This is a genomic window from Pseudarthrobacter ribosi (genome assembly GCF_055412865.1).
Genome location: NZ_JBVAYZ010000027.1, coordinates 24,354 through 42,858, shown reverse-complemented (window position 1 = coordinate 42,858; position 18,505 = coordinate 24,354). Strand labels below are relative to the sequence as shown.

Genomic DNA, 18,505 nt, shown 5'->3' with positions numbered 1-18,505 from the left:
TACTGACATGCCTACACGTGTTCACGAGTTTGCCTGGCCTGATCGGGTCGTCGTTGGCACCATTGGCCTTCCGGGGGCGCGTACGTTCTACCTGCAGGTGCGCGCAGGGACGCAGATCGTGAGTATTGCCCTGGAGAAGCAGCAGTCGGCTCAGCTCGCGGAGAAGATCGACGAAATTCTCGACCAGCTCATCACGGTCGAGGGCAACCCCTTCAGCGTTCCCACGGGTACTCCCATTGAACTTGTCGACAATGACCAGCTCGAGGCCGTTCAGGAGCAGTTTCGCACCGGCGCCATGAGCTTAGGTTGGGACCCAACCACGGCCCAGGTCGTAATAGAGGCCTACCCCATCACCGATGTCGATGCTGATGAGAACGACGAATCGCTTGATGAGGACGGCGCTAACGAGCCCGAAATGCTGCTGGTGCGAATGCCGGTCGGCACCGCCCGCGCATTCGCCAAACGCACCCGTGAGATCGTGGGCGCCGGGCGTCCGATGTGCTCGCTCTGCGGTTCCCCCATAGACGCCGACGGGCACATCTGCACCCTTCCCGAGATCTGATGCCAGCGCCGGACCTAGTAACCGCCGAGCTGACCCTCACCGGCCGCATCACGACGGCTTCAAACGCTACATTTCTGGGCAGCGTCGGCGACGTGGTGGTCGTCTATAAGCCGATAGCAGGCGAAAGTCCGCTGTGGGATTTTCCCGACGGCACCCTGGCTCACCGGGAGGTGGCCGCCTACCTGGTCTCGCAGGTCTTCGGCTGGGACGTCGTACCGCGCACCTGGCTGCGCGATGGTCCGATGGGCGAAGGAATGGTGCAGCTCTGGCAGGAGCGAGATCCCGCCCAAAGCGCCGTGAACCTGGTCGCGACGGACCACGTGCCGGAGACGGGCTGGAAACACGTTCTCGAGGGACGAGATGAGAACGGACGGATGGTCGCCCTCGTTCACGAAGACTCGCCGGCGCTCAGACGCATGGCGGTGTTCGACATGGTCGTCAACAACGCCGACCGCAAAGGCGACCACATTCTTGCCATGAGAGACGGACACCGGCACGGCGTGGACCATGGGCTCACCTTTCACCGTGACCACAAGCTGCGCACGGTGCTGTGGGGATGGCGGGGAGACGCTCTTACCGCCGAGGAACGAGACGGCATCGATCGTGTCAGCGAAGGACTGCACGGTGGGCTGGGCCGAAACCTGGCGGACTTGCTCAGCGCCGACGAAATCGCATCGCTAGCCGCGCGCTGCGCCCGGTTGCGCTTGGCAGGGCGGTTTCCGGCTCCGAGCGGTGAGATGTCGGCGGTGCCCTGGCCGCTGTTCTAAGGGAATTACGGCTACGGGCTTCGCAGGCTGCGTCACGTTGATGGCATGGATCCGAAGGTAGCGACGGAGCTCATCATTCCTGAGCGCGAGCTCGGCTGGCGATCTTCCTAGGCGCCAGGCCCCGGCGGGCAACCCTCTGTTCCGAAAAGTTTGGACGATGGGAGACATCGACTGTCACCGGGAAATTCGCTGCCCAAGCGCCGATAACAGCGCATCTGTCACGGTGAGTCGTCCTCTGCGGGCGCGCCCGCAGAGCGGATCTGACGCCAGGCAAAACGGTGCCTTGAGTCTTTTGACCGCCGTTGAATGCGGCCACGAGTTTTGACCAAGGAAGCCCGTGATCCCTAGGTGCGTCGGTTGTCAGTTTCCTGTGGAGTTGATCGCTTTGTGGCGGTGTTCTGTGATCGATTGGTGTCGTGACCGTTAGATAATGAGGCCTTGGGGCAGCCTTGACCACGTCGTCGGGTACCGTCACGAGCTGGTCGCCTTGGATGTCCTGGCACCTACCCGATGGTGGTGCTTACGTCCGTTCGATCCCCTCGAAGATGCGCAGCACGTTCAGAGCATGGGTGGTGGTTGGATCGGTCGGCTGATCACCGATACCGCGTGTGGTCGGTTGGGTGGTGACGGCGTCCCATAGTGATTTGGTGTTGCCTTCGGCGAGGGTGAGGAGGGTGTCGCAGACGAAGGTGTCGCAGGTGGCTTTGCTCTGCGCTTTGGTCTGGGCGTTGTTGTCCGACGAGGCCGTACATCTCGGTGCCGTGCACCGCGTGGGCGCCTTCGGCCGAACCGATGCTGAGTTGGTATGCGGTGCCGCCGGCTGCTGCGTGTGCGAGCGCCGCCCGGTTGGCTGGCAGGGTGAAGGAGTAGTCGGTGTACAGCGCCCCGCGCACCTGAGCCGGGGTGCGTCCGTCGGTGTCGTATTCAGCGACGATGGCACGGGCGCGACTGCGTGGGATGCGGCCTTTCGACGCGAACACGTCGACGATGGTGTCGACGCTGCCGGGATCGAACCCGGGGTCGTTGATGACGTACCAGTCCACTTCGTGTGTGGTGCTGCTGAAGATGACGTCGATATCGGTGCGCCTCCCGGCCTCGATGGCACGCATGGGGTGTGCGGTGAGGACGCCGCCGGGCTGGGTATGGTCGTCGACGATGTTGGTCGTGGTGCTGTCAATGCTTTGCCGCTTCCCGAACTCGCGCGGGCTCACCTTGATGAAGGTGTCAGCGAGATGCTGGGCGTCGAGAGTGAGGATCTGTTCGGGGTCGTCCTGAATTCCGAGTTCGGCGAGGAACGCGAGGGCGAGTTCTTCTGCCCACCAGGCTGGGACGATGCGGGATGCTCCACCGGAGAATGCAGCGATGTGGTGGTAAAGGCCGTCCGCTGCGGGGGCTGCAAGGAGCGCGGTCGCCGAGTACGCGCCGGCGCTGTGCCCCGTGACGGTGACATTGTTCGGGTCGCCGCCGAAGCGGGCGATGTTCTCTCTCACCCACCGGAGGGCGGTGATGATGTCCTGGATGGCGAGGTTCGTGGCGTCTTCGAGTGCTCCGCCATAGTGGGAGAGGGACAGCCAGCCGAAGGGGCCGAGTCGGTAGTTCAGCGAGACGCCGACGGCACGGCCGGTCGCGGCGAGGCCGGAGGCGTTTGAGGTGGTGTTCGCTCCCATCTCGAATCCGCCGCCGTAGATGTAGACGACGACGGGGAGCGGTTCGTCGGCAGCGTCTTCGGGTGCCCACACGTTGAGGTTGAGGCAGTCTTCGCTGAATCCGTTGTCGGCCTCGAGCCGCGTGGGGGCGCCTGCCTGGAGGGGTGCGGGTCCCTTCTGGTCGTATGGCGCGTCAGGGTTGAAGGGCAGCAAGACGGGGCTGTGGAAGCGTTCTGCGGTCGCGAAGGGGACGCCGAGCCAGGAGCGGATGGGGTGTGATTTGGACATATGGTGAGCCTGTCGAGCGGTGGTCAGTTGTCTTCGGGCGGTGTCGTCGCGGCACCGGGTTGGTCGTTGCGCAGCTGTGACCAGTGGCGAAGTCGTTCGCTGATGGCGCGTTCGTAGCCGCTAGTGGTGGGTTCGTAGAACGTTTCCCGGGAGAGGCCGTCGGGGAAGTAGTTGGCGCCGGAGAACCCGGTGTCGGTGTCGGGGTCGTATTGGTAGTCCTTGCCGTAGCCGAGGTTCTTCGTCAGGCGGGTGGGCGCGTTGAGGATATGGGCGGGTGGCATCAGCGATCCGGTGCGTCTCGCGGCAGCCGACGCCTTATTGAACCCGCGGTAGACGCCGATCGATTTGGGTGCGGTGGCGAGGTAGAGCACGGCCTGTGCGATCGCGAGTTCGCCTTCGGGTGAGCCGAGGCGTTCGTAGACATCCCATGCGGCGAGGGCCTGCTGCACGGCGTTCGGATCGGCGAGGCCGATGTCTTCGTTCGCGAACCGGGTCATCCGGCGCGCGACGAACAAGGGATCTTCTCCACCGTCAAGCATCCGCGCCAGCCAATACAGGGCGGCGTCGGGGTCAGAGCCCCGCATGGATTTGTGGAGCGCGGAGATGAGGTTGTAATGGCCTTCTTGCGACTTGTCGTAGAGCGGTGCCCGCTTCTGTACCGCGGCGGCGAGCACGGCCGGGTCGACCGGCGCAGGGAGGGACTGCACCTGTTCGATCATGTTCAGCAGGTACCGACCATCCCCGTCAGCCATCGCGATCAACGCGCGGCGCGCATCGTCATCAAGCCGCAGCCGCCCGTCGAGCAACTGCTCCGCCCGAGTGACGAGTGCGCTGAGGGCCGTGTCGTCGAGGCGCTTCAGGACGAACACCTGGCAGCGCGACAACAACGCACCGTTGAGTTCGAAACTGGGGTTCTCGGTGGTGGCCCCGACGAGCACGATGGTGCCATCCTCCACATAGGGGAGAAAAGAGTCTTGTTGCGCGCGGTTGAAGCGGTGGATCTCGTCAACGAACAGCAAAGTTCCTTGCCCGAGCTCTCGCCGGCGCTGCGCGGTCTGGAAGACCCGGCGGAGGTCAGCGACTCCGGAGAAGGTGGCCGAGAGCGGTTCGAAGGCGAGGTTGGTCTGCTCGGCGAGGAGCCTGGCGATCGTGGTCTTGCCGCATCCAGGCGGCCCCCACAGCACCATCGATACAAAATGGTGCGCGCCGACCATCCGCCCGACGGGTGCCTCCGCTGCGAGCAGGTGATGCTGCCCGACGACATCGGACAGGGTGTGAGGTCGCAGACGGTCCGCCAGCGGCCGGGAGGTGTCGTCGACGTCGAACAGGGATGGTGGTTGCTCGGTCATGGGTGACGTCTCGTGAGGGTTTGGCTGGCCAGGTCGTGGGAATCGTGCACCAGGTTTTCGATCAGTGAGGCGGTGATACCCGCGCTTGGTCCAATAGAAATCCAGTGCTGCTTGTTGAGGTAGTGGCCGGCGGTGATCGCGTCGAGGTCGCGGCGCAACGCGTCGCCGTAATGCGGGTCGACCTTCACGGTGATGATCTGCAAGTCAGGATCGTCGTCGGTGACGATGAGGAACACCTTTTCGTGCACCTTCCACACGTCAAGGTGCGGGGCGAACGGATGCCCGTGGCTCACGTCGTCGAGTGACGCCGCTGTGTCACGAGCGATCTGCTGCAGCCGCGCTCCGGAAAGCGTCACCGGTTCTTCCGCCCGAACGTGGCAGGGTCGACCGGCCGCTTCGCGTGCGGGAGGCGGGAACGCGCCCCATGTGGCACGAAACCTGGCTTAAGCGTTCCGGGGGACCCCTGGTCGGTGCGGCCTTTGTTTTCCTGGCGGCCTACTCCATCCTGATCATTGTCGAACCACCGGACCCCTACCCCACCTTCTTGACGCTCGTCATCTGGTTAACGTGGGTCGCTTTTGGTGCCGACTACATCATCAAGTTGCTCCTGGAGCCGCAGCGAGGCCGGTGGTCTGTCCGCCACCCCAGGACCTGCTCGTGGTGATATTCCCGGTGGCGCGGCCATTGCCGCTCCTGCGCCCATTCACGCTGCGTCAAGTCATGGAACGGGCACCCGGCACGCCATCAGAACGCGCGTCATGGCCTACGTCATTGCGTCCGCTCTCCTGCTCGTCTCCACGGTGGCCTTGAGCGTCCTCCATTCCGAAAGGGGCGCCCCGAACGCGAATATCACCACCATGGGCGACTCCCTGTGGTGGGCGATCGTCACCATCACAACGATCGGCTACGAAGACTATTACCCGTCACTGTTCCCGGCCGGTGGGCTGCGGCCGCGCTGATGGCCGGCGGCATTGCAACCCTGGCATGGTCACCGCGGCAGTGTCGTCCTGGCTCATTGCAAGCGTGACAGCCGCAGCCGATGCCCGGACCAAAGCGGCCGAAACTTCAAAGGACGAGGAACTTGCCCGCCTCACGGCCCAGATCAACAGGCTTCATGACCAACTGGCCCTGCGCCTAGACGAACCCGGGAATGACTCGGCCAAAGGCAAAGCACACAAGGAACCAAGTTCAGGGAAACAACGCCGTCGATAAGCGCAGCATCTTGTCGGCCCTTCGTTCTATGCATGGCCAGTTGTCCACGACGCCAAGGCCGCCGTTGGCAAGGTGGTGTTGACGGGCATGACTCACAGAACGACGGGACTGCCAGCCCCGGCGTTGACGCGGATCGCCGCCGAAGAATCCGAAGGCCTCGGCCCCCTGGAGGGGCGCATGCGTGACTACCTTGACGACCTTGAACGACCCAACGGGACCGCATTCCTGGAACTCGTGGCCATCGCCCTCGCCCGTGTGCACGTCAAGTCCCTTGACGCCCTGGCCCGGGCCACCGGGACAGACGCTACGGGGCTTCTCGACGCCGCGGACTAGAGGCGCTGGAGGGCTTCTAAGGTTCCACCAGGCATAAAGGTTCAAGTGGGGCCCTCACGACAAGCATTCCGGAGGCAGCGACGAGCGGCCGGCCGTAAGGGTAGCCCACGCAAGCTCCCGCACAGGAGAAGGATGCACCGACCGTTCCAGACCGCTGACGGGGCATTAGCCGCCGGCGATGTCCCGGAGCGTCTGCAGGTGTCCTGCCCAGGCTTCGTGCCCGATCGCGGTCAGACTGGCTGATGTTCTGGGCATCTTTCCTGCGAAACTCTTCTTGATCTTCACAAAGCCGGCCTGTTCCAATGCGGACAATTGCTTCCTGAGGACGGAATCGCTGACCTGGATCGCATCGCGGAGATCCTTGAAGTCCAGTGATTCCGCGCGAGCCAGCGCGGCCATGATGGAAAAGCGGACGGGCGAGTGGATAAGTTCATTGAGCTTGTGACGGGGATGATCCGCGGGAGTGCTCATGCGCGCAGTTCACGGAACGCTGCGGCCAGGCCGACTCCGCCCAATCCGAGGGCGGCCGGTACGTAGAACCAGAGGTTCCCGTCGCGGAAAAGACTCACCCCCACACCCAACGCAACCCCGTATAGAGCGAAGTAGGCGATCAGGGACGTTAGGAACCACTTCGTGTACCCAACCTTGGTCGACGTCTGTAACATCGGCCAAATCGTTGCTGTCGCGGCGGCCCAAACACCCACCGACGCGGCCAGCAGCGGCGCACCGTATCCGGTGTGGGACACAATCTGCATGCCGATCATCAGCATCGATCCCAGGATCGCCAGGCTAGTGAAAATCATGGCCACGGGCCAGGTGACACCAACTTTGCGCAGGGCATGCCCGGACGTATCAAGCAACCGCGCCTCCTGACCCTTGGTGAGCGAAGTAGCGCGAGGACCCAAGCGAGGCTGAAACCAGCGCGGTTCAGTTGGCCAGTGAGCGCACTACTCGTGCAGGGGAGCCCACAACAATCGACTTTTCGGGTACGTCCTTCGTGACCACGGACGCAGCCGCCACGACGGCATCATCACCAATAGTCACGCCCGGCAGAATGATGGCGTTAGCTCCGATCCAAACATTCCGGCCGATGACGACAGGGGCCGGGTGCATGTCCGCGCGTCGGCTCGGTGCAAGGTCGTGGTTGAGTGTGGCAATCACCGTGTTGTGCCCGATCAGACAGTCGTCCCCAATGACGACACCGCCCTGGTCCTGAAACTTGCACCCGGAATTGATGAAGATCCGCTCCCCGAGGGTGATGTTCTTCCCGAAGTCGGAGTAGAAGGGCGGGAAAACCGTCACGGATTCGTCAACCGGTTTGCCGGTCAACTGAGCTAACAGCACCCGTATACGCGCTGGTTCCTGATATCCGCCGTTGAGTTCGCCGGTAATGCGCAGGGCATCCTGGCTGACCCGGTGCATGACCTCATGCAAGGGCGAGTCCCCGGCGATGGTATCGCCGGCGTTCAGTGCGTCAAGGAGATCGTCGAGTTCCATGGTGTCCTTTCTATCAAGCTGGGATAGGTTTTGGGCACAAGACGGGGTCTTTAGTTACAAGGCCTTCTGTGCGCCTCGATGATTGTGCTCGTGGAACAGCGGATGCACTAGCGATGGCTGCCGTTGCCGGATTCCTACAACATCCCCTGGAAGGTTCACATCCTTGGAACCGGGACGCTAAGAGTGGGACACTCGCCAGCTCTGATGTCATTTTCAGTAGTTCCCTGCACGACTCGTAGCTCTCGCTCAATACTCTTATGCACCCTGATTCTCAGGGGCGTATTGGTTCGGCCGCCCTGCGTTGCCCGCGTTCAATTGCCCGGTAGACAGTGGAGCGACCGACGTTAAACAACTCGGCCAGCTCTGCCTTGCTGTGTTCCCCCGCGGCGTGTAGTTCGAGGTCGCGCGCCGTCATTGACATGGCGGTCGGGGCGATCATGGCGCATCTGGCTTTTTCCGCGCGTATGGTGCCTCTCCTGGTTATGAGTTCCGGAATGGGCATGGTCGTTTCAGTCCGGGGCCGGGAGTCGTTCGGTGGTGGGGCCCTGGACAACGACCCCGACGGGGGTGAAGGGGGAACCGTGCAGCGGGCAGTCCCAGGTTTAAGTTCTGAACGGCAGCCGTGGCCTCAGCGATCGCCGACGTCGTCGCCTCGGCCGCGTAGATGACCCGGAGATTGCGGCCGGAGGCGTCGGTTGCGCTCGTAGGGCGCGTCTGAGCGGCCTTCGATGAAAGGCCGCTCCGACGCGCCCTACGTCTGGTCTTCAGTATTCGCCGCTGCCCCCTGGCGACCTCTAGTGCGCGGCGAAGTGCTAAGTTCCGGTGTTCTCCGGGGCCACCGGCAGCCAGCCTCATGCCCCATCCGAGGCTGCGCCTTCGTGTGAAGCCGCATCAACAGGTGGCTCGCTATTTTCATGCTTGGTCCCGCGGGCGTTCGAAGGGGTTGCCGCGGACGATCCGAGTCCGACTCCTTCCACGGCAGCCTGCTCGGCATCCGTGCCCCGCGCGAAGCCCAACGTCTCATCAACGACCGTTCGTGAGACTGTCCTGATGTGGTCAGCCTTCGGCCGAGACAGCGCCCCCGCCGTTGCGGATGCGTTGCACGACGGCCGTCGTGGATAAGTCGGACACGTAGTCCAGGATGGCCACCGTGCCCCCGTAACGTTCGACGGCTCGGGTTTCGACGAGCATCTCAGGAGTGTAGTCACCGCCCTTTGCGTAGATCTCGGGCCTGAGCTCCTCGATGAGTGCGACCGGGGTGGGTGAGTCGAACACGGTGACGTAGTCAACGCAGCTTAGCGCGGCGATAACGGCGGCCCGGTCTGTGACGGTGTTGATGGGGCGCTCAGGCCCCTTCAGCTGCCGGACGGAGTCATCGCTGTTCAACGCCACCACCAGGATGTCCCCCAGCTGCTTGGCCTGGGTGAGGTACCGGGTGTGGCCGCGGTGGAGGACGTCGAAGCAGCCGTTGGTGAGGACAATTCTCTGTCCCTCGACCCGGTGGCGGCTGATATGCCGGGCGAGTTCCCCGGGGTCGACGGCAGTGTCCGCGAAGCTGGCCAGGTGGCGGCCGAGGTCCTCGGTGCTGCACACGGACGTTCCGGCTCGGCGGACCACAACGTCGGCCGCCGCTTGGGCGAGGTCCACGCTCGTTGTCAGCGGCAGCGAGGCGGCCCGGGCCAGTGTCAGCATGGCGACGAAGGTGTCCCCTGCCCCGGAAGCCTGCTTCTCCGCGACCGGCTTGGCCCATGTTCGATGGACGTCTCCGGCCGCGGGCAGCAGCATTGCACCATCGCGGTCCAGGGTCACCACCACGGCTGCTGCCCCGGTGGCATTGAGCAACTCCTGGCGGTGGTCAACAACGGCGGCGGGACGCCCGGCGCTGCCCGCAAACTTGAGTCCGAGCAGTCCGGCGGCCTCCTGTGCATTGGGCGTGGCCAGGTCGGGCCGGAGCACGGCCCAGGGACGGGGATCGTGGGCATCGACGACGGCCAGCAAGGACGCCGGGCGCGCCGCCAGGGCTGCAACCAAGGCGCCCTTCACCTTCCCGCCAAGGGCCCCGGCGCCGTAATCGCAGATCACCGCTGCATCCTGCTCCCGGAGAGCCTCCGGGAGGGACAATGCGAGAGTGGTGAGGGCGGCCGAGGGAACCTTGGGGGCCACGTCGTCGAAGCGCAGCAGTAACTGGCCGCCGCTGCTTATCCGAGTCTTCGTGGTGGTTCTCAGACCCGGGACCCGTCCGACGAATGCAGTGTCGACCCCGGCCGTCTCCAGCAGTCGCAGCAGTTCCATCCCTGCTTCGTCGCAGCCCACGACGCCGACGAGGCGCACCTTCGCCCCGAGCGCGGCAAGGTTGACGGCCGTGTTCGCCGCGCCGCCCGGGGCGAAACTGCGCTCGGTGATGTCGACCACCGGGGCCGGCGCCTCGCGGCAGAATCTTTCGGTCGTGCCGCTCCACCAGCCGTCGAGCATCGCGTCGCCGATGACGGTGATGGCTGGCCCAATCTCAGCAAGCCGTCCGGGAAGCCAATCCTCCAGGCCACGCTGCCCTGAAAGATCCCCGCCATACGGAGTGTCCTCCCCGCCTGGGGGCGCGGTCATGGCTGCCGGCTTCCGCCGAGGGCCCAGACGTGGTTGAGGATCGCAGGCATGGGTCTCCTTCCGTGGCGCGTGCGGGAGCCCCAAACAGCTGACGGCTCGATCATGAGCCTATTCACGGGACCTCCCTTGACCCTCACGTACCCCGGTGGGGCCAGCTTTACACCTTCGGCTGCGGCCGGCGTCCTTCCTGCCGTCGCCGGGATCACTATGGGTGGACGGTAGCCAGCTGGCCCTGACGGGAACTATGGTGGCGGCACGGCTGGCCGACCGGCCGGCGGACCGGTGGCTCGTCGCGACGACGCCGGGCGGAGGCACTGACACCGGAGGACGTGATGGCGGAAACCGGCAACGCAAGCGCACACCGGTGGGGTGTCGGACCGGTCCTGGACAAGTTTGGTCATGTCTCACGGATCGCGGTGCTGCGCGGAGGCGGGCTGGGCGACCTGCTGTTTGCGCTGCCTGCCGTCGCGTCGCTCCGAGCGGCCTACCCGGACGCTGCCATCACGATCCTGGGAACGCCCATCCACCGGGACCTCGTGTGCAGCACTTCGGGCCCGGCACAGGATGTCCGCATCCTGCCCTTCGCGGAGGGTGTCCGGCCGGGGCCTGAAGATCCTGTGGCTCTTGAGGCCTTTTTCGCCGAGATGAGACGGGAAAAACTAGACCTGGCAGTTCAGCTGCACGGCGGGGGTCGCTTCTCCAATCCCTTCCTCCTGCGCCTGGGCGCACGGCATTCCGTGGGCGCCCGGACCCCTGATGCCGCCCGTCTGGAACGGAGCTTGCCCTATGCCTACTACCAGCACGAACCGCTGCGCGCCCTCGAAGTCGCGGGACTGGCCGGGGCTCCCCCGGTCGGGCTGGAGGCTCGACTCCTGCCTTTGGACCGCTACGCCGCAGCGGTGGAACCGCTTTTGGGAGGCGGGTCCGCCGTCGTGATTATCCACCCAGGGGCGAGCGATCCGCGGCGCCGCTGGCCGGAGCGGAGTTTTGGCGAGGTGGCGCCGGCCTGCGCGGCGGAAGGCTCCCGGGTGCTGGTAGTCGGCACCCGGGACGAAGAGAAGCTGGCAGCGGCGGTAGTGGAGGCAGCCTCCTCGGAGCGGGTCATCTCGCTGGCCGGTGAACTGGAGCTCGGAGCCCTGGCGGCACTGCTGGCGGCGGCGTCGGTCCTGGTGGGCAACGACAGCGGTCCCCGGCACTTGGCCCAGGCACTGGGCACTCCGACGGTGGGCCTGTATTGGGTCGGGAACGTGATTAACGCCGGCCCGCTGAGCCGTAGCCTGCACCGGGTGCACCTGTCCTGGCTGACACACTGCCCCGAGTGCGGCGCCGACATCACCCAGATCGGTTGGACCGCTCCGCGTTGCCCGCATGAGAGCACCTTGTTGGCCGACATCTCCGCCGAGGACGTGTCTCAGGACGTGCGGATGTTTACGGCCAGGAGCCCTCTTCCGCGGGGCAGATAAGCAACTCCCGGACTTCACATCCCGGCGGTTGGGAGAGCACAAAGAGGACGGCCCGGGCCACATTGGCAGGATCGTTGAGTTTGGAATCATCCTGTGGCTTGTACTGCTCGGGCCGGTCGTCGAAGAACCTGGTCCTCATCCCGCCTGGAATCAGCGCGGTCACACCGATTTCCCCGCCGGTTTCGGCCGCCAGGGCGTGGCTGAACCCCACCACGCCGAACTTGGAAGCGCAGTACGCGGATGCCTCCGGCAGTGCCCTCTTCCCGAGGGTGGAGGCCACCGTGACGACGCGCCCGTGTGAGGCTTTGAGATAGGGCAGGGCAGCACGGACCACGGACACAGTGCCGAAAAGATTGACGAAGATGACCTGCTCCCAGTCTTCGGCCGGGACGTCCTCCAATTTGCCGCACCGGTCAATGCCGGCGGCGGTGACTACCGCGTCCAGCCCGCCCAGGGTTTCGGCCGCCTGGGTGACGGCCTCGCTGACGGCCGTCCTGTCCGCGACGTCCACCTCGATGGCCTTCGCCGCGGAGACGTTGCGAATGTCGCGGTCCAGGACGATGGGTGTTCCGCCAGCCTTCAGCACAGCGTCGACGACGGCCGCACCGAGTCCGGAGGCGCCTCCGGTCACCAATACCCTGCCGGGTTGCGTCTCGTATCTCATGGTGTTCCTTTCGATTCTGCGGCCGGTTATGAGGTTCTCCGGCCGGGGGTATAGCTGTGGTCTCGTGGATCAGCCGACGCGCGCCAGGGCATCGGCGAGGTGCGTCGTGGAGCGCGCCGGATGGTAGGGGACGGTGAGGCAACGGCCGCCCCAGCTCTCCACCAGCGGGGTCTCCGGCAGCGCGCGGACGTCGTAGTCTCCTCCCTTCACCCAAATGTCCGGGCGTAGCATGTTCAGGCATTCCTCCGGAGTGTCCTCGTCGAAGACGAGCACGGCGTCGACGCATCCCAGAGCAAGGAGCAGCTCCGTCCGGTCCTGTTGGTTGATGATGGGACGGGTAGGTCCTTTGACACGCCGTACAGAGGAGTCCGAATTCAGGCAGACGATCAGGCAATCACCCAGTCCCCTGGCGGCGGCAAGGGAACGTGCGTGGCCGGCGTGCAAGAGATCGAAGCAACCTCCGGTCGCCACCACGGTGCCGCCCGTGCGCCGCACTCGGCGGGCCAGTTCTATCGCCGCGTCGTTGCCGGACCCGCCGGGCTGCGGGCCGGCGCTCTGCCGGGAGACCGGCAACTGCGGTCGCGGTCTCTTCAGCTCCGCGACGCCGCCGGCGGCAAGAAAGGACGCGGCTTCCCTGACGGCCAGGGGTGCCGATTCCGTCAGGTCCCGGCCTGCCGCAAGCTGGGCTGCGAGGCTGGCAGCGAACCTGTCGCCGGCGCCACAGGGGTCGGTGACCCGGGTCTTCGGGGCTGCAATGTGGAACGGGGTTGGGGCGGAGGTCCGCACGAGGGTAACTCCGTCCTCGCCCTGGGTCACCAGTACAGCGCCGCTACGCCAGTGCTTCATCAGTGTCCGGGCCAGCTCCCCCGGGGTGCCGGCGGATGACGTTGCCGGGGACATGCCCGCCGCTGCCGCGCGGGCCTCGGACAGGTTGGGCGTCACGACGTCGACGCCCGGGACAGGCGGTTCCCCCGCCGGATGCGGATCCCAGATGATGGGAATGCGACCAATGAGTCGCGTCAGCGCCCCGCGCAGGGACGGGTTCGCCGTCAGTCCTCGGCCGTAGTCCGCCACCACGATCGCGGCCGCGCCGTCCAGCGCCTGCAGCATCGCCGGGGTCACGCTGGGGACAGCCGGGCGTTGACAGCCTTCATCGAACCGGACGAGCGGGTGCCCGCCGGCGCGGACCCTGGTCTTGACGGGTGTGGGCGCCCCCGAGGGGCCAGCGACGACTGTCACGCCAGCCAGTTGCCCTTCAACCTTGTCGGCGGCATGGTCCGCCCCGAGCACTGTCACCAGGACCACGTGGTGGCCGTCATCAGCGAGCATTGTGGCGACCAGCCCGGCCCCGCCCGCGCGGTGGCGGGTGCCGGCTACATCCACCACCGGTACGGGAGCATCCGGGCAAAGCCGCGTTGCCTGCCCGTCGAGGTCGACGTCCAGCAGGATGTCGCCAACAACGACGATGTTCATGGTGCAGCCCCCGGTGGGGCTTCCAACGGCCCGCGCCGCTGGATCTCGGCGTCGAAGGCACGGCAGATGGCATGCAATGCAATCAGATGGCACTCCTGGGCACTGGCCGCGGGACTGTCGATCGATACGGCTTCATCGCAGTTGAGGGCCAGTGGATTGGGGCCGGGGCCGGTCAGCGCCCAGGTCGTGACGCCCATCTTCCTTGCCGTCTCAACCGCCCGGAGCAGGTTGGGGCTCCTCCCGCTGGTGGAGAGCAGCATCAGGACGTCCCCGGCGCGGGCGTGGGCCCGCACCTGGCGGGCGAAGAGCTCCTCAAAGCCGTAGTCATTGGCGATAGCGGTCACGGCCGAGGTCTCTGCGTGAAGCGAGATCGCCGAGAACGGCACGCGCTCGCCGTCGAACCGTCCTACCAGCTCCGCTGTCAGATGCTGGGCCTCCGCGGCGGAACCGCCGTTGCCGGCCGCGAGCAACCTCGCTCCGCGCGGCAGCCGGCGCGCCAGTTCCTCGCCCCAGGCCGCCAGCCGAAAGGACTGTGTCCGCAGCGACTCAAGTGCCGGGACGACGCTGTCCAGGTGCGAGCGGACGGCTGCCTCGGACTCGGGCCGGGTTACGGGAGCAGCCGAACGGCCGGTGCGGTCACCTTGGTCGGGCAGGAGCAGCAGAGGACGAGCGGCCCGGCCCCGGGACCACTGCGCGGTCACAGCGCTGCTCCTTCCACAGAATCCAGCCGCCGGGAATCATCGCTCGCGGCCAGGGTGTGCAGGTACGCCCTTTCGGTTTCGGCCGCCACGCGGTCCCACGAATAGCGGGACCACGCGCGCTGCTGGCCGGCGCGGCCCAGGTCGCGGCGCAGCCCGGCGTCACCCAGCAAAGTGGCGAGAGCTGCGGCGAGGGCGGCCGGGTCCTTCGGCGGCACGTGCAGGCCGGTACCGTGATCCACCACGGTGTCCGTTAGTCCGCCTACCGCTGCAACCACCACCGGGATGCCACACGCCATGGCCTCCAGCGGCACGATCCCGAAGGGTTCGTACCAGGGGGTGCACACCACGGCGTCGGCGCTCCGGAAAATGCCGGGCATGGCACCGCGGGGCACCTGCCCACGGAACGTGACCTGGTCCCGGACTCCGAGGTCCGTGGCAATGGCAATCAGCCTGCGTGCCTCGGCGTCGTCCGCAAGGTCCGCAGCGTCGCCACCGCCGCCGACTATGAGCAGTTCGACGTCGTGGAAGCCCGCTTCCCGAAGCAGGGGCAGAGCGCTGATGGCCAGATCGACGCCTTTGCGTGGAACCAGCCGCGCCACCGACAGGATGCGGTGGGCGCTGCTGCGGGGCTCGGGTGGCCCGTCGCCGGTGAACAGCTCCACATCCACGCCGCACGGAGCGATGGAAATGCTGGTGGTGTCGATCCCCATGGCCCTGAGCTCGAAGACCTCGTCAGAGCAGGTTGCGATGATGCGGTCCACGGACCGTCCCACGGATGGCTCAAGCCACTGTCTTTCCAGCGGGCTGGTGTCATCGGTTCCCTGATAGCGGCGTTTGACGGTGCCCAGCGCGTGGAAGGTCTGGACGACCGGCACGTGAGCGCCTCCCCGGCGCGCTGCGTCGAGCGCGGCCAGCCCGGACATCCAGAAATGCCCGTGGACCAGGTCCGGCGGGCGTCGGCCCCAGTCACGGGAAATGCCGTCGGCCAGCTGGCCCATGAACGGTAGGAGCTTGTCCTTGGCCAGGTGATGAGCGGGCCCTGCGTCGACGTGGACGACCTCCAGATTCGGCAGGATCCGGACGCGGTCGGGCAGACCGGCCGAATCCCGTCGGGTGTACACCGTGACGTGGTGCCCGCGGCGGGCCAGGGACTCTGACAGTGCGGCCACATGGACGTTTTGGCCGCCGGCATCCACCCCGCCGAGTGCTGCCAGCGGACTGGCGTGTTCCGAAACCATAGAGATTTTCACTGGCCCTTCCCTTCTTGCATTGGAATCAGAATCCGACCCGTCCGGAAGCGCGGCGAGATCAGGTCGTTGAGCAGCTCGTCCCAGGCGCGGAGAAAGGCCCCAAGACCGTAGCGCTCCAGCGCCACCTCCCGGGCTATGTTTCCCCGTTGCCGGGCTTCCGCGGGGTCCCGGACGAGCTGGTCGGCGACTCGCACGAGGTGATCGACATTCGTCGAGATTGCCCCGGCCTCCGCCGGAACGGCGCGCGCGGCTTCGGTCGTTCCCAACACGACGACCGGTATCCCGAGGTGCATAGCTTCCAGCAGGGCGAGGCCCAGGGAGGTCCACCGAACCGGGTGGAGATAGACCCGGCAGCGTGCGAGCTCGCGGTGCAGGCGCGCGGTTGGCAGGTCGCCGCAGACCGACAGTTTCGTCGGCGCCAGCCCGGTAGCCGCCGGCAGCCCGGCTCCACCCATCCCGAAGACCCGCAGTGGCGCTGCGGCGGCGAATCGGGCCAAGAGGTCGGTGCCGGTGACCCGGCCCCGCCGCACGGGTTCGTTGACCACGGCGGCAAGCTCCGGGATTTCGCCGCTGTAGAGGTGCCCCGGATCCGGGATGCCGTGTTCGATGACGACGGTTGGGGCCGATCCGTTGTCCCAGAAGAGCTGGTTGAAGTACGTGACGTGGACCAGCGGGATGGCATGCTGATCAGCGAACGGATGCACGGAGTCTGGCACTTGGCCCTTCGGGGTATTGTGTTCCAGATACACGGCAGGGAGGTCCTTCCCGGGCACCCGGTGCAGTGCGCGCTCCACCGCCGCCACCTCCTCCGGCCGTTGCAGGATGACTGCGTCCACACTGCCGGGGTCCAAGGCGTCGAGTGCAACTTCCCGGACTGATTCCGGCCAGTCCCGGCCCGCGCGGCCCAGCCCCCACGCCCCGCGGTCCGGAAGCACCGGCAGGAGGTACTCGTGCGTCCCGCGGACGAACGCATCTGTCCAGCCCCCGTGCACGTGCCAGAGGAGAACTCTCATGGGTGCCGCACCTTCCGACGCGTGGACAATGACGGCACTCCGCCGAGGAGACGTTCCACCGCCTGCAGGAGCTGCTCGGGTGATACCGACGCCAAGCAGGGATGGCCCGGCACTGGGCACTCAGTGGCCCGGCTCAACCTGCAGGGCGCGTCCTGGTCGCCCAGGATCTCCAGCGGAACGCCGTACGGTGCCCAGCGGATGGCCGGAACGACAGGAGAGAACAGGCACGCTACCGGCGTCCCGAGTGCTGCCGCCAGATGCGCCGGACCCGTGTTGCCGGTGACCAGCACGCTGGCGCCGGCCAGGACGCCGGCCAGGGTCTTCAGGTCGGTCCGCCCGCCCAGATCCACCGCGGAAGGCCCCGCGACTGTTGCCGTTAGCTTCGTTTCGTCGGGGCCGCCGGTCACCACTACCCGGCACCCGGCACCCTCGAGGAGTTCCACCGCAGCCGCATGGTGCAGTGCCGGCCAGGCCCGGGCGGGGGCCGAGGCCCCGGGATGGACCACGACGTAGGGTTCCTCCCCCACCAGGTCGCGCACATCCGGATACCCTTCAATGCGGAGCCTGCCGTCGTCCCCCGCCGGAAGGGTGAAGCCGGCGGCGCGTGCGATCCCGAGGGCCCGTTCCGCTTCTGGCTGGTCTTCAGGAAAATCCTCGCCGGGCCGCAGCCGGACGTCCAGCAGGCTGCCCGCGTAGTCCGTGGAAGCTCCGGCAATACGGCCGACCCCGGCGAGCCGCAGGAGGAGGGCCAGCGGCAGCGGGGACTGGTGGAAGGATGTCAGGACGACCGCTTCTGTGATCCTCGAGTCAGCTATGAACGCCGACAACGCGTCCACCTGACGTCTTTCCACCCGGGGGGCCGGCTTCGCAATCCAGGGACAGCTCCAGCTGTAGACCTCGGTAACGCCTGGGAGAAGAGATGCAGCGGGTTCCCCTTGCGGCCCGCAGAGCACAACGACGTCGTTGGGGTCACGGCCGTCGGGCCGGCCGCCATGGGCAACAGCCCGAATCGCCGGACCCGCCAGCAGAACGTCGCCGACGCTGTCCAGCCGGGCCACGAGGACCCGCGTCATGACCGCGCCCTCCCGGAGTCCACCTTCAGCAGCAGGTCCACTGCGGCTCCCAGGTCCCCCGCCACTTCCGCGGCCGCTTCCACTTCTGCCGCCCGCGTCACCGCCGTGGGGACAAGGATGCCCCGGGCACCCGAGGCTCGCGCCGCGTCCATGTCACTTCCAATGTCGCCGACTAACGCGGTCTGTGACGGCGAAACGCCCAGCTGGCTGCAGGCTTGCAGCACCATGCCCGGCGCCGGCTTCCGGCACGGACAGAGGTCCGCAGGAACGTGTGGGCAGATGACCCAGATGTCGAAGGGGCCCAACAGCTGAACGATCCGGGCGTTGACGCCGTCGACGGCGGCCGCGGTGAGGATCCCCCGGCCTATCCCCGACTGGTTGCTCACAACCCCTAACGCGATTCCGCATCTTCTCAAGCGCTGCAGCGACTCACGGGCGCGAGGCATCGCACGCACCCGGGCCGGATCCCCGTTGTAGGGCACGTCTTGAATCAGCGTTCCGTCCCGGTCAAACAGGACGGCCCGTAGCGGCGCCGCAACCGTACTTCCCATACCCACCCCGTTCCCCGTTCGTCCCCCGGCTAAACGCACGCCTTCGGGGCTACACTCCTGGG

The 18,505-nt window shown here is 66.3% G+C and carries 21 protein-coding genes; 6 read left to right on the top strand and 15 right to left on the bottom strand.

Features of this window, described 5'->3' with window-relative positions:
• Nucleotides 1–7 precede the first annotated feature (7 nt).
• Nucleotides 8–562 (top strand): DUF3090 domain-containing protein, encoded by a 555-nt coding sequence (locus tag ACZYZ5_RS18970; RefSeq protein ID WP_463903823.1) that lies wholly within the window; start codon nt 8–10, stop codon nt 560–562.
• Nucleotides 562–1,329 (top strand): SCO1664 family protein, encoded by a 768-nt coding sequence (locus ACZYZ5_RS18965; protein WP_463903822.1) that lies wholly within the window; start codon nt 562–564, stop codon nt 1,327–1,329. The genes ACZYZ5_RS18970 and ACZYZ5_RS18965 overlap by 1 nt, the downstream gene beginning before the upstream one ends.
• A 593-nt stretch (nt 1,330–1,922) precedes the next feature.
• Here ACZYZ5_RS18965 and ACZYZ5_RS18960 read toward each other — a convergent pair.
• From ACZYZ5_RS18960 to ACZYZ5_RS18950, 3 genes are read right to left on the bottom strand one after another with little or no spacing between them, the layout of a single operon-like run.
• Entirely contained in the window at nt 1,923–3,263 is a 1,341-nt protein-coding gene (locus tag ACZYZ5_RS18960) for a carboxylesterase family protein (protein ID WP_463903821.1), read from the bottom strand.
• Nucleotides 3,264–3,286: 23 nt separating this feature from the next.
• Nucleotides 3,287–4,612 (bottom strand): replication-associated recombination protein A, encoded by a 1,326-nt coding sequence (locus ACZYZ5_RS18955; RefSeq protein WP_463903819.1) that lies wholly within the window; start codon nt 4,610–4,612, stop codon nt 3,287–3,289.
• Nucleotides 4,609–4,968: an MmcQ/YjbR family DNA-binding protein gene (locus tag ACZYZ5_RS18950; RefSeq protein WP_463903818.1), complete on the bottom strand. Its 360-nt coding sequence runs from the start codon at nt 4,966–4,968 to the stop codon at nt 4,609–4,611. The genes ACZYZ5_RS18955 and ACZYZ5_RS18950 overlap by 4 nt, the downstream gene beginning before the upstream one ends.
• Before the next feature lie 68 nt (nt 4,969–5,036).
• On the opposite strand from ACZYZ5_RS18950, the gene ACZYZ5_RS18945 reads away from it, so the two are divergent.
• The 3 genes from ACZYZ5_RS18945 (at nt 5,037) to ACZYZ5_RS18935 (ending at nt 6,157) form a co-directional block, all read left to right on the top strand.
• Entirely contained in the window at nt 5,037–5,276 is a 240-nt protein-coding gene (locus tag ACZYZ5_RS18945; protein ID WP_463903817.1) for a hypothetical protein, read from the top strand.
• Nucleotides 5,277–5,370: 94 nt separating this feature from the next.
• Entirely contained in the window at nt 5,371–5,571 is a 201-nt protein-coding gene (locus tag ACZYZ5_RS18940) for an ion channel (RefSeq protein WP_463903815.1), read from the top strand.
• Nucleotides 5,572–5,911: 340 nt separating this feature from the next.
• On the top strand, nt 5,912–6,157 hold the full coding sequence (locus ACZYZ5_RS18935) for a hypothetical protein (RefSeq protein WP_463903814.1): 246 nt from the start codon (nt 5,912–5,914) through the stop codon (nt 6,155–6,157).
• 165 nt (nt 6,158–6,322) lie between these two features.
• On the opposite strand, the gene ACZYZ5_RS18930 is transcribed toward ACZYZ5_RS18935, so the two are convergent.
• From ACZYZ5_RS18930 to rfaE2, 5 genes are all read right to left on the bottom strand, one after another.
• Nucleotides 6,323–6,628: a winged helix-turn-helix domain-containing protein gene (locus ACZYZ5_RS18930; RefSeq protein ID WP_463903813.1), complete on the bottom strand. Its 306-nt coding sequence runs from the start codon at nt 6,626–6,628 to the stop codon at nt 6,323–6,325.
• Nucleotides 6,625–7,017, bottom strand: coding sequence for a hypothetical protein (locus ACZYZ5_RS18925; RefSeq protein ID WP_463903811.1), 393 nt, complete (start codon nt 7,015–7,017; stop codon nt 6,625–6,627). Before ACZYZ5_RS18925 ends, ACZYZ5_RS18930 begins: the two co-directional genes overlap by 4 nt.
• A 67-nt stretch (nt 7,018–7,084) precedes the next feature.
• Nucleotides 7,085–7,654: a DapH/DapD/GlmU-related protein gene (locus ACZYZ5_RS18920; protein WP_463903810.1), complete on the bottom strand. Its 570-nt coding sequence runs from the start codon at nt 7,652–7,654 to the stop codon at nt 7,085–7,087.
• A gap of 271 nt (nt 7,655–7,925) precedes the next feature.
• On the bottom strand, nt 7,926–8,069 hold the full coding sequence (locus tag ACZYZ5_RS18915; protein ID WP_463903850.1) for a helix-turn-helix domain-containing protein: 144 nt from the start codon (nt 8,067–8,069) through the stop codon (nt 7,926–7,928).
• 641 nt (nt 8,070–8,710) lie between these two features.
• Nucleotides 8,711–10,255 (bottom strand): D-glycero-beta-D-manno-heptose 1-phosphate adenylyltransferase, encoded by a 1,545-nt coding sequence (rfaE2, locus tag ACZYZ5_RS18910; protein WP_463903808.1) that lies wholly within the window; start codon nt 10,253–10,255, stop codon nt 8,711–8,713.
• 332 nt (nt 10,256–10,587) lie between these two features.
• On the opposite strand from rfaE2, the gene ACZYZ5_RS18905 reads away from it, so the two are divergent.
• Nucleotides 10,588–11,718 carry a glycosyltransferase family 9 protein gene (locus ACZYZ5_RS18905; RefSeq protein WP_463903849.1) on the top strand — a complete coding sequence of 377 codons (1,131 nt, stop codon included), beginning with the start codon at nt 10,588–10,590 and terminating at the stop codon, nt 11,716–11,718.
• On the opposite strand, the gene ACZYZ5_RS18900 is transcribed toward ACZYZ5_RS18905, so the two are convergent.
• From ACZYZ5_RS18900 to ACZYZ5_RS18870, 7 genes are all read right to left on the bottom strand, one after another.
• Nucleotides 11,684–12,382: an SDR family oxidoreductase gene (locus ACZYZ5_RS18900; RefSeq protein ID WP_463903806.1), complete on the bottom strand. Its 699-nt coding sequence runs from the start codon at nt 12,380–12,382 to the stop codon at nt 11,684–11,686. The two genes, ACZYZ5_RS18905 and ACZYZ5_RS18900, sit on opposite strands and share 35 nt — an antisense overlap.
• A 69-nt stretch (nt 12,383–12,451) precedes the next feature.
• Nucleotides 12,452–13,855 (bottom strand): PfkB family carbohydrate kinase, encoded by a 1,404-nt coding sequence (locus tag ACZYZ5_RS18895; RefSeq protein WP_463903805.1) that lies wholly within the window; start codon nt 13,853–13,855, stop codon nt 12,452–12,454.
• Entirely contained in the window at nt 13,852–14,556 is a 705-nt protein-coding gene (locus ACZYZ5_RS18890) for a D-sedoheptulose-7-phosphate isomerase (RefSeq protein ID WP_463903803.1), read from the bottom strand. Before ACZYZ5_RS18890 ends, ACZYZ5_RS18895 begins: the two co-directional genes overlap by 4 nt.
• Entirely contained in the window at nt 14,553–15,806 is a 1,254-nt protein-coding gene (locus tag ACZYZ5_RS18885) for a glycosyltransferase (protein ID WP_463903802.1), read from the bottom strand. Before ACZYZ5_RS18885 ends, ACZYZ5_RS18890 begins: the two co-directional genes overlap by 4 nt.
• Complete coding sequence (locus ACZYZ5_RS18880) at nt 15,803–16,819, bottom strand: glycosyltransferase (protein WP_463903800.1); 1,017 nt, start codon at nt 16,817–16,819, stop codon at nt 15,803–15,805. The genes ACZYZ5_RS18885 and ACZYZ5_RS18880 overlap by 4 nt, the downstream gene beginning before the upstream one ends.
• The gene (locus ACZYZ5_RS18875) at nt 16,816–17,892 is read right to left on the bottom strand and encodes a glycosyltransferase family 9 protein (protein WP_463903799.1); all 1,077 of its coding nucleotides are present in this window, start codon (nt 17,890–17,892) and stop codon (nt 16,816–16,818) included. Before ACZYZ5_RS18875 ends, ACZYZ5_RS18880 begins: the two co-directional genes overlap by 4 nt.
• Nucleotides 17,889–18,443 (bottom strand): D-glycero-alpha-D-manno-heptose-1,7-bisphosphate 7-phosphatase, encoded by a 555-nt coding sequence (locus ACZYZ5_RS18870; protein ID WP_463903796.1) that lies wholly within the window; start codon nt 18,441–18,443, stop codon nt 17,889–17,891. The genes ACZYZ5_RS18875 and ACZYZ5_RS18870 overlap by 4 nt, the downstream gene beginning before the upstream one ends.
• Between the last annotated feature and the right edge of the window lie 62 nt (nt 18,444–18,505).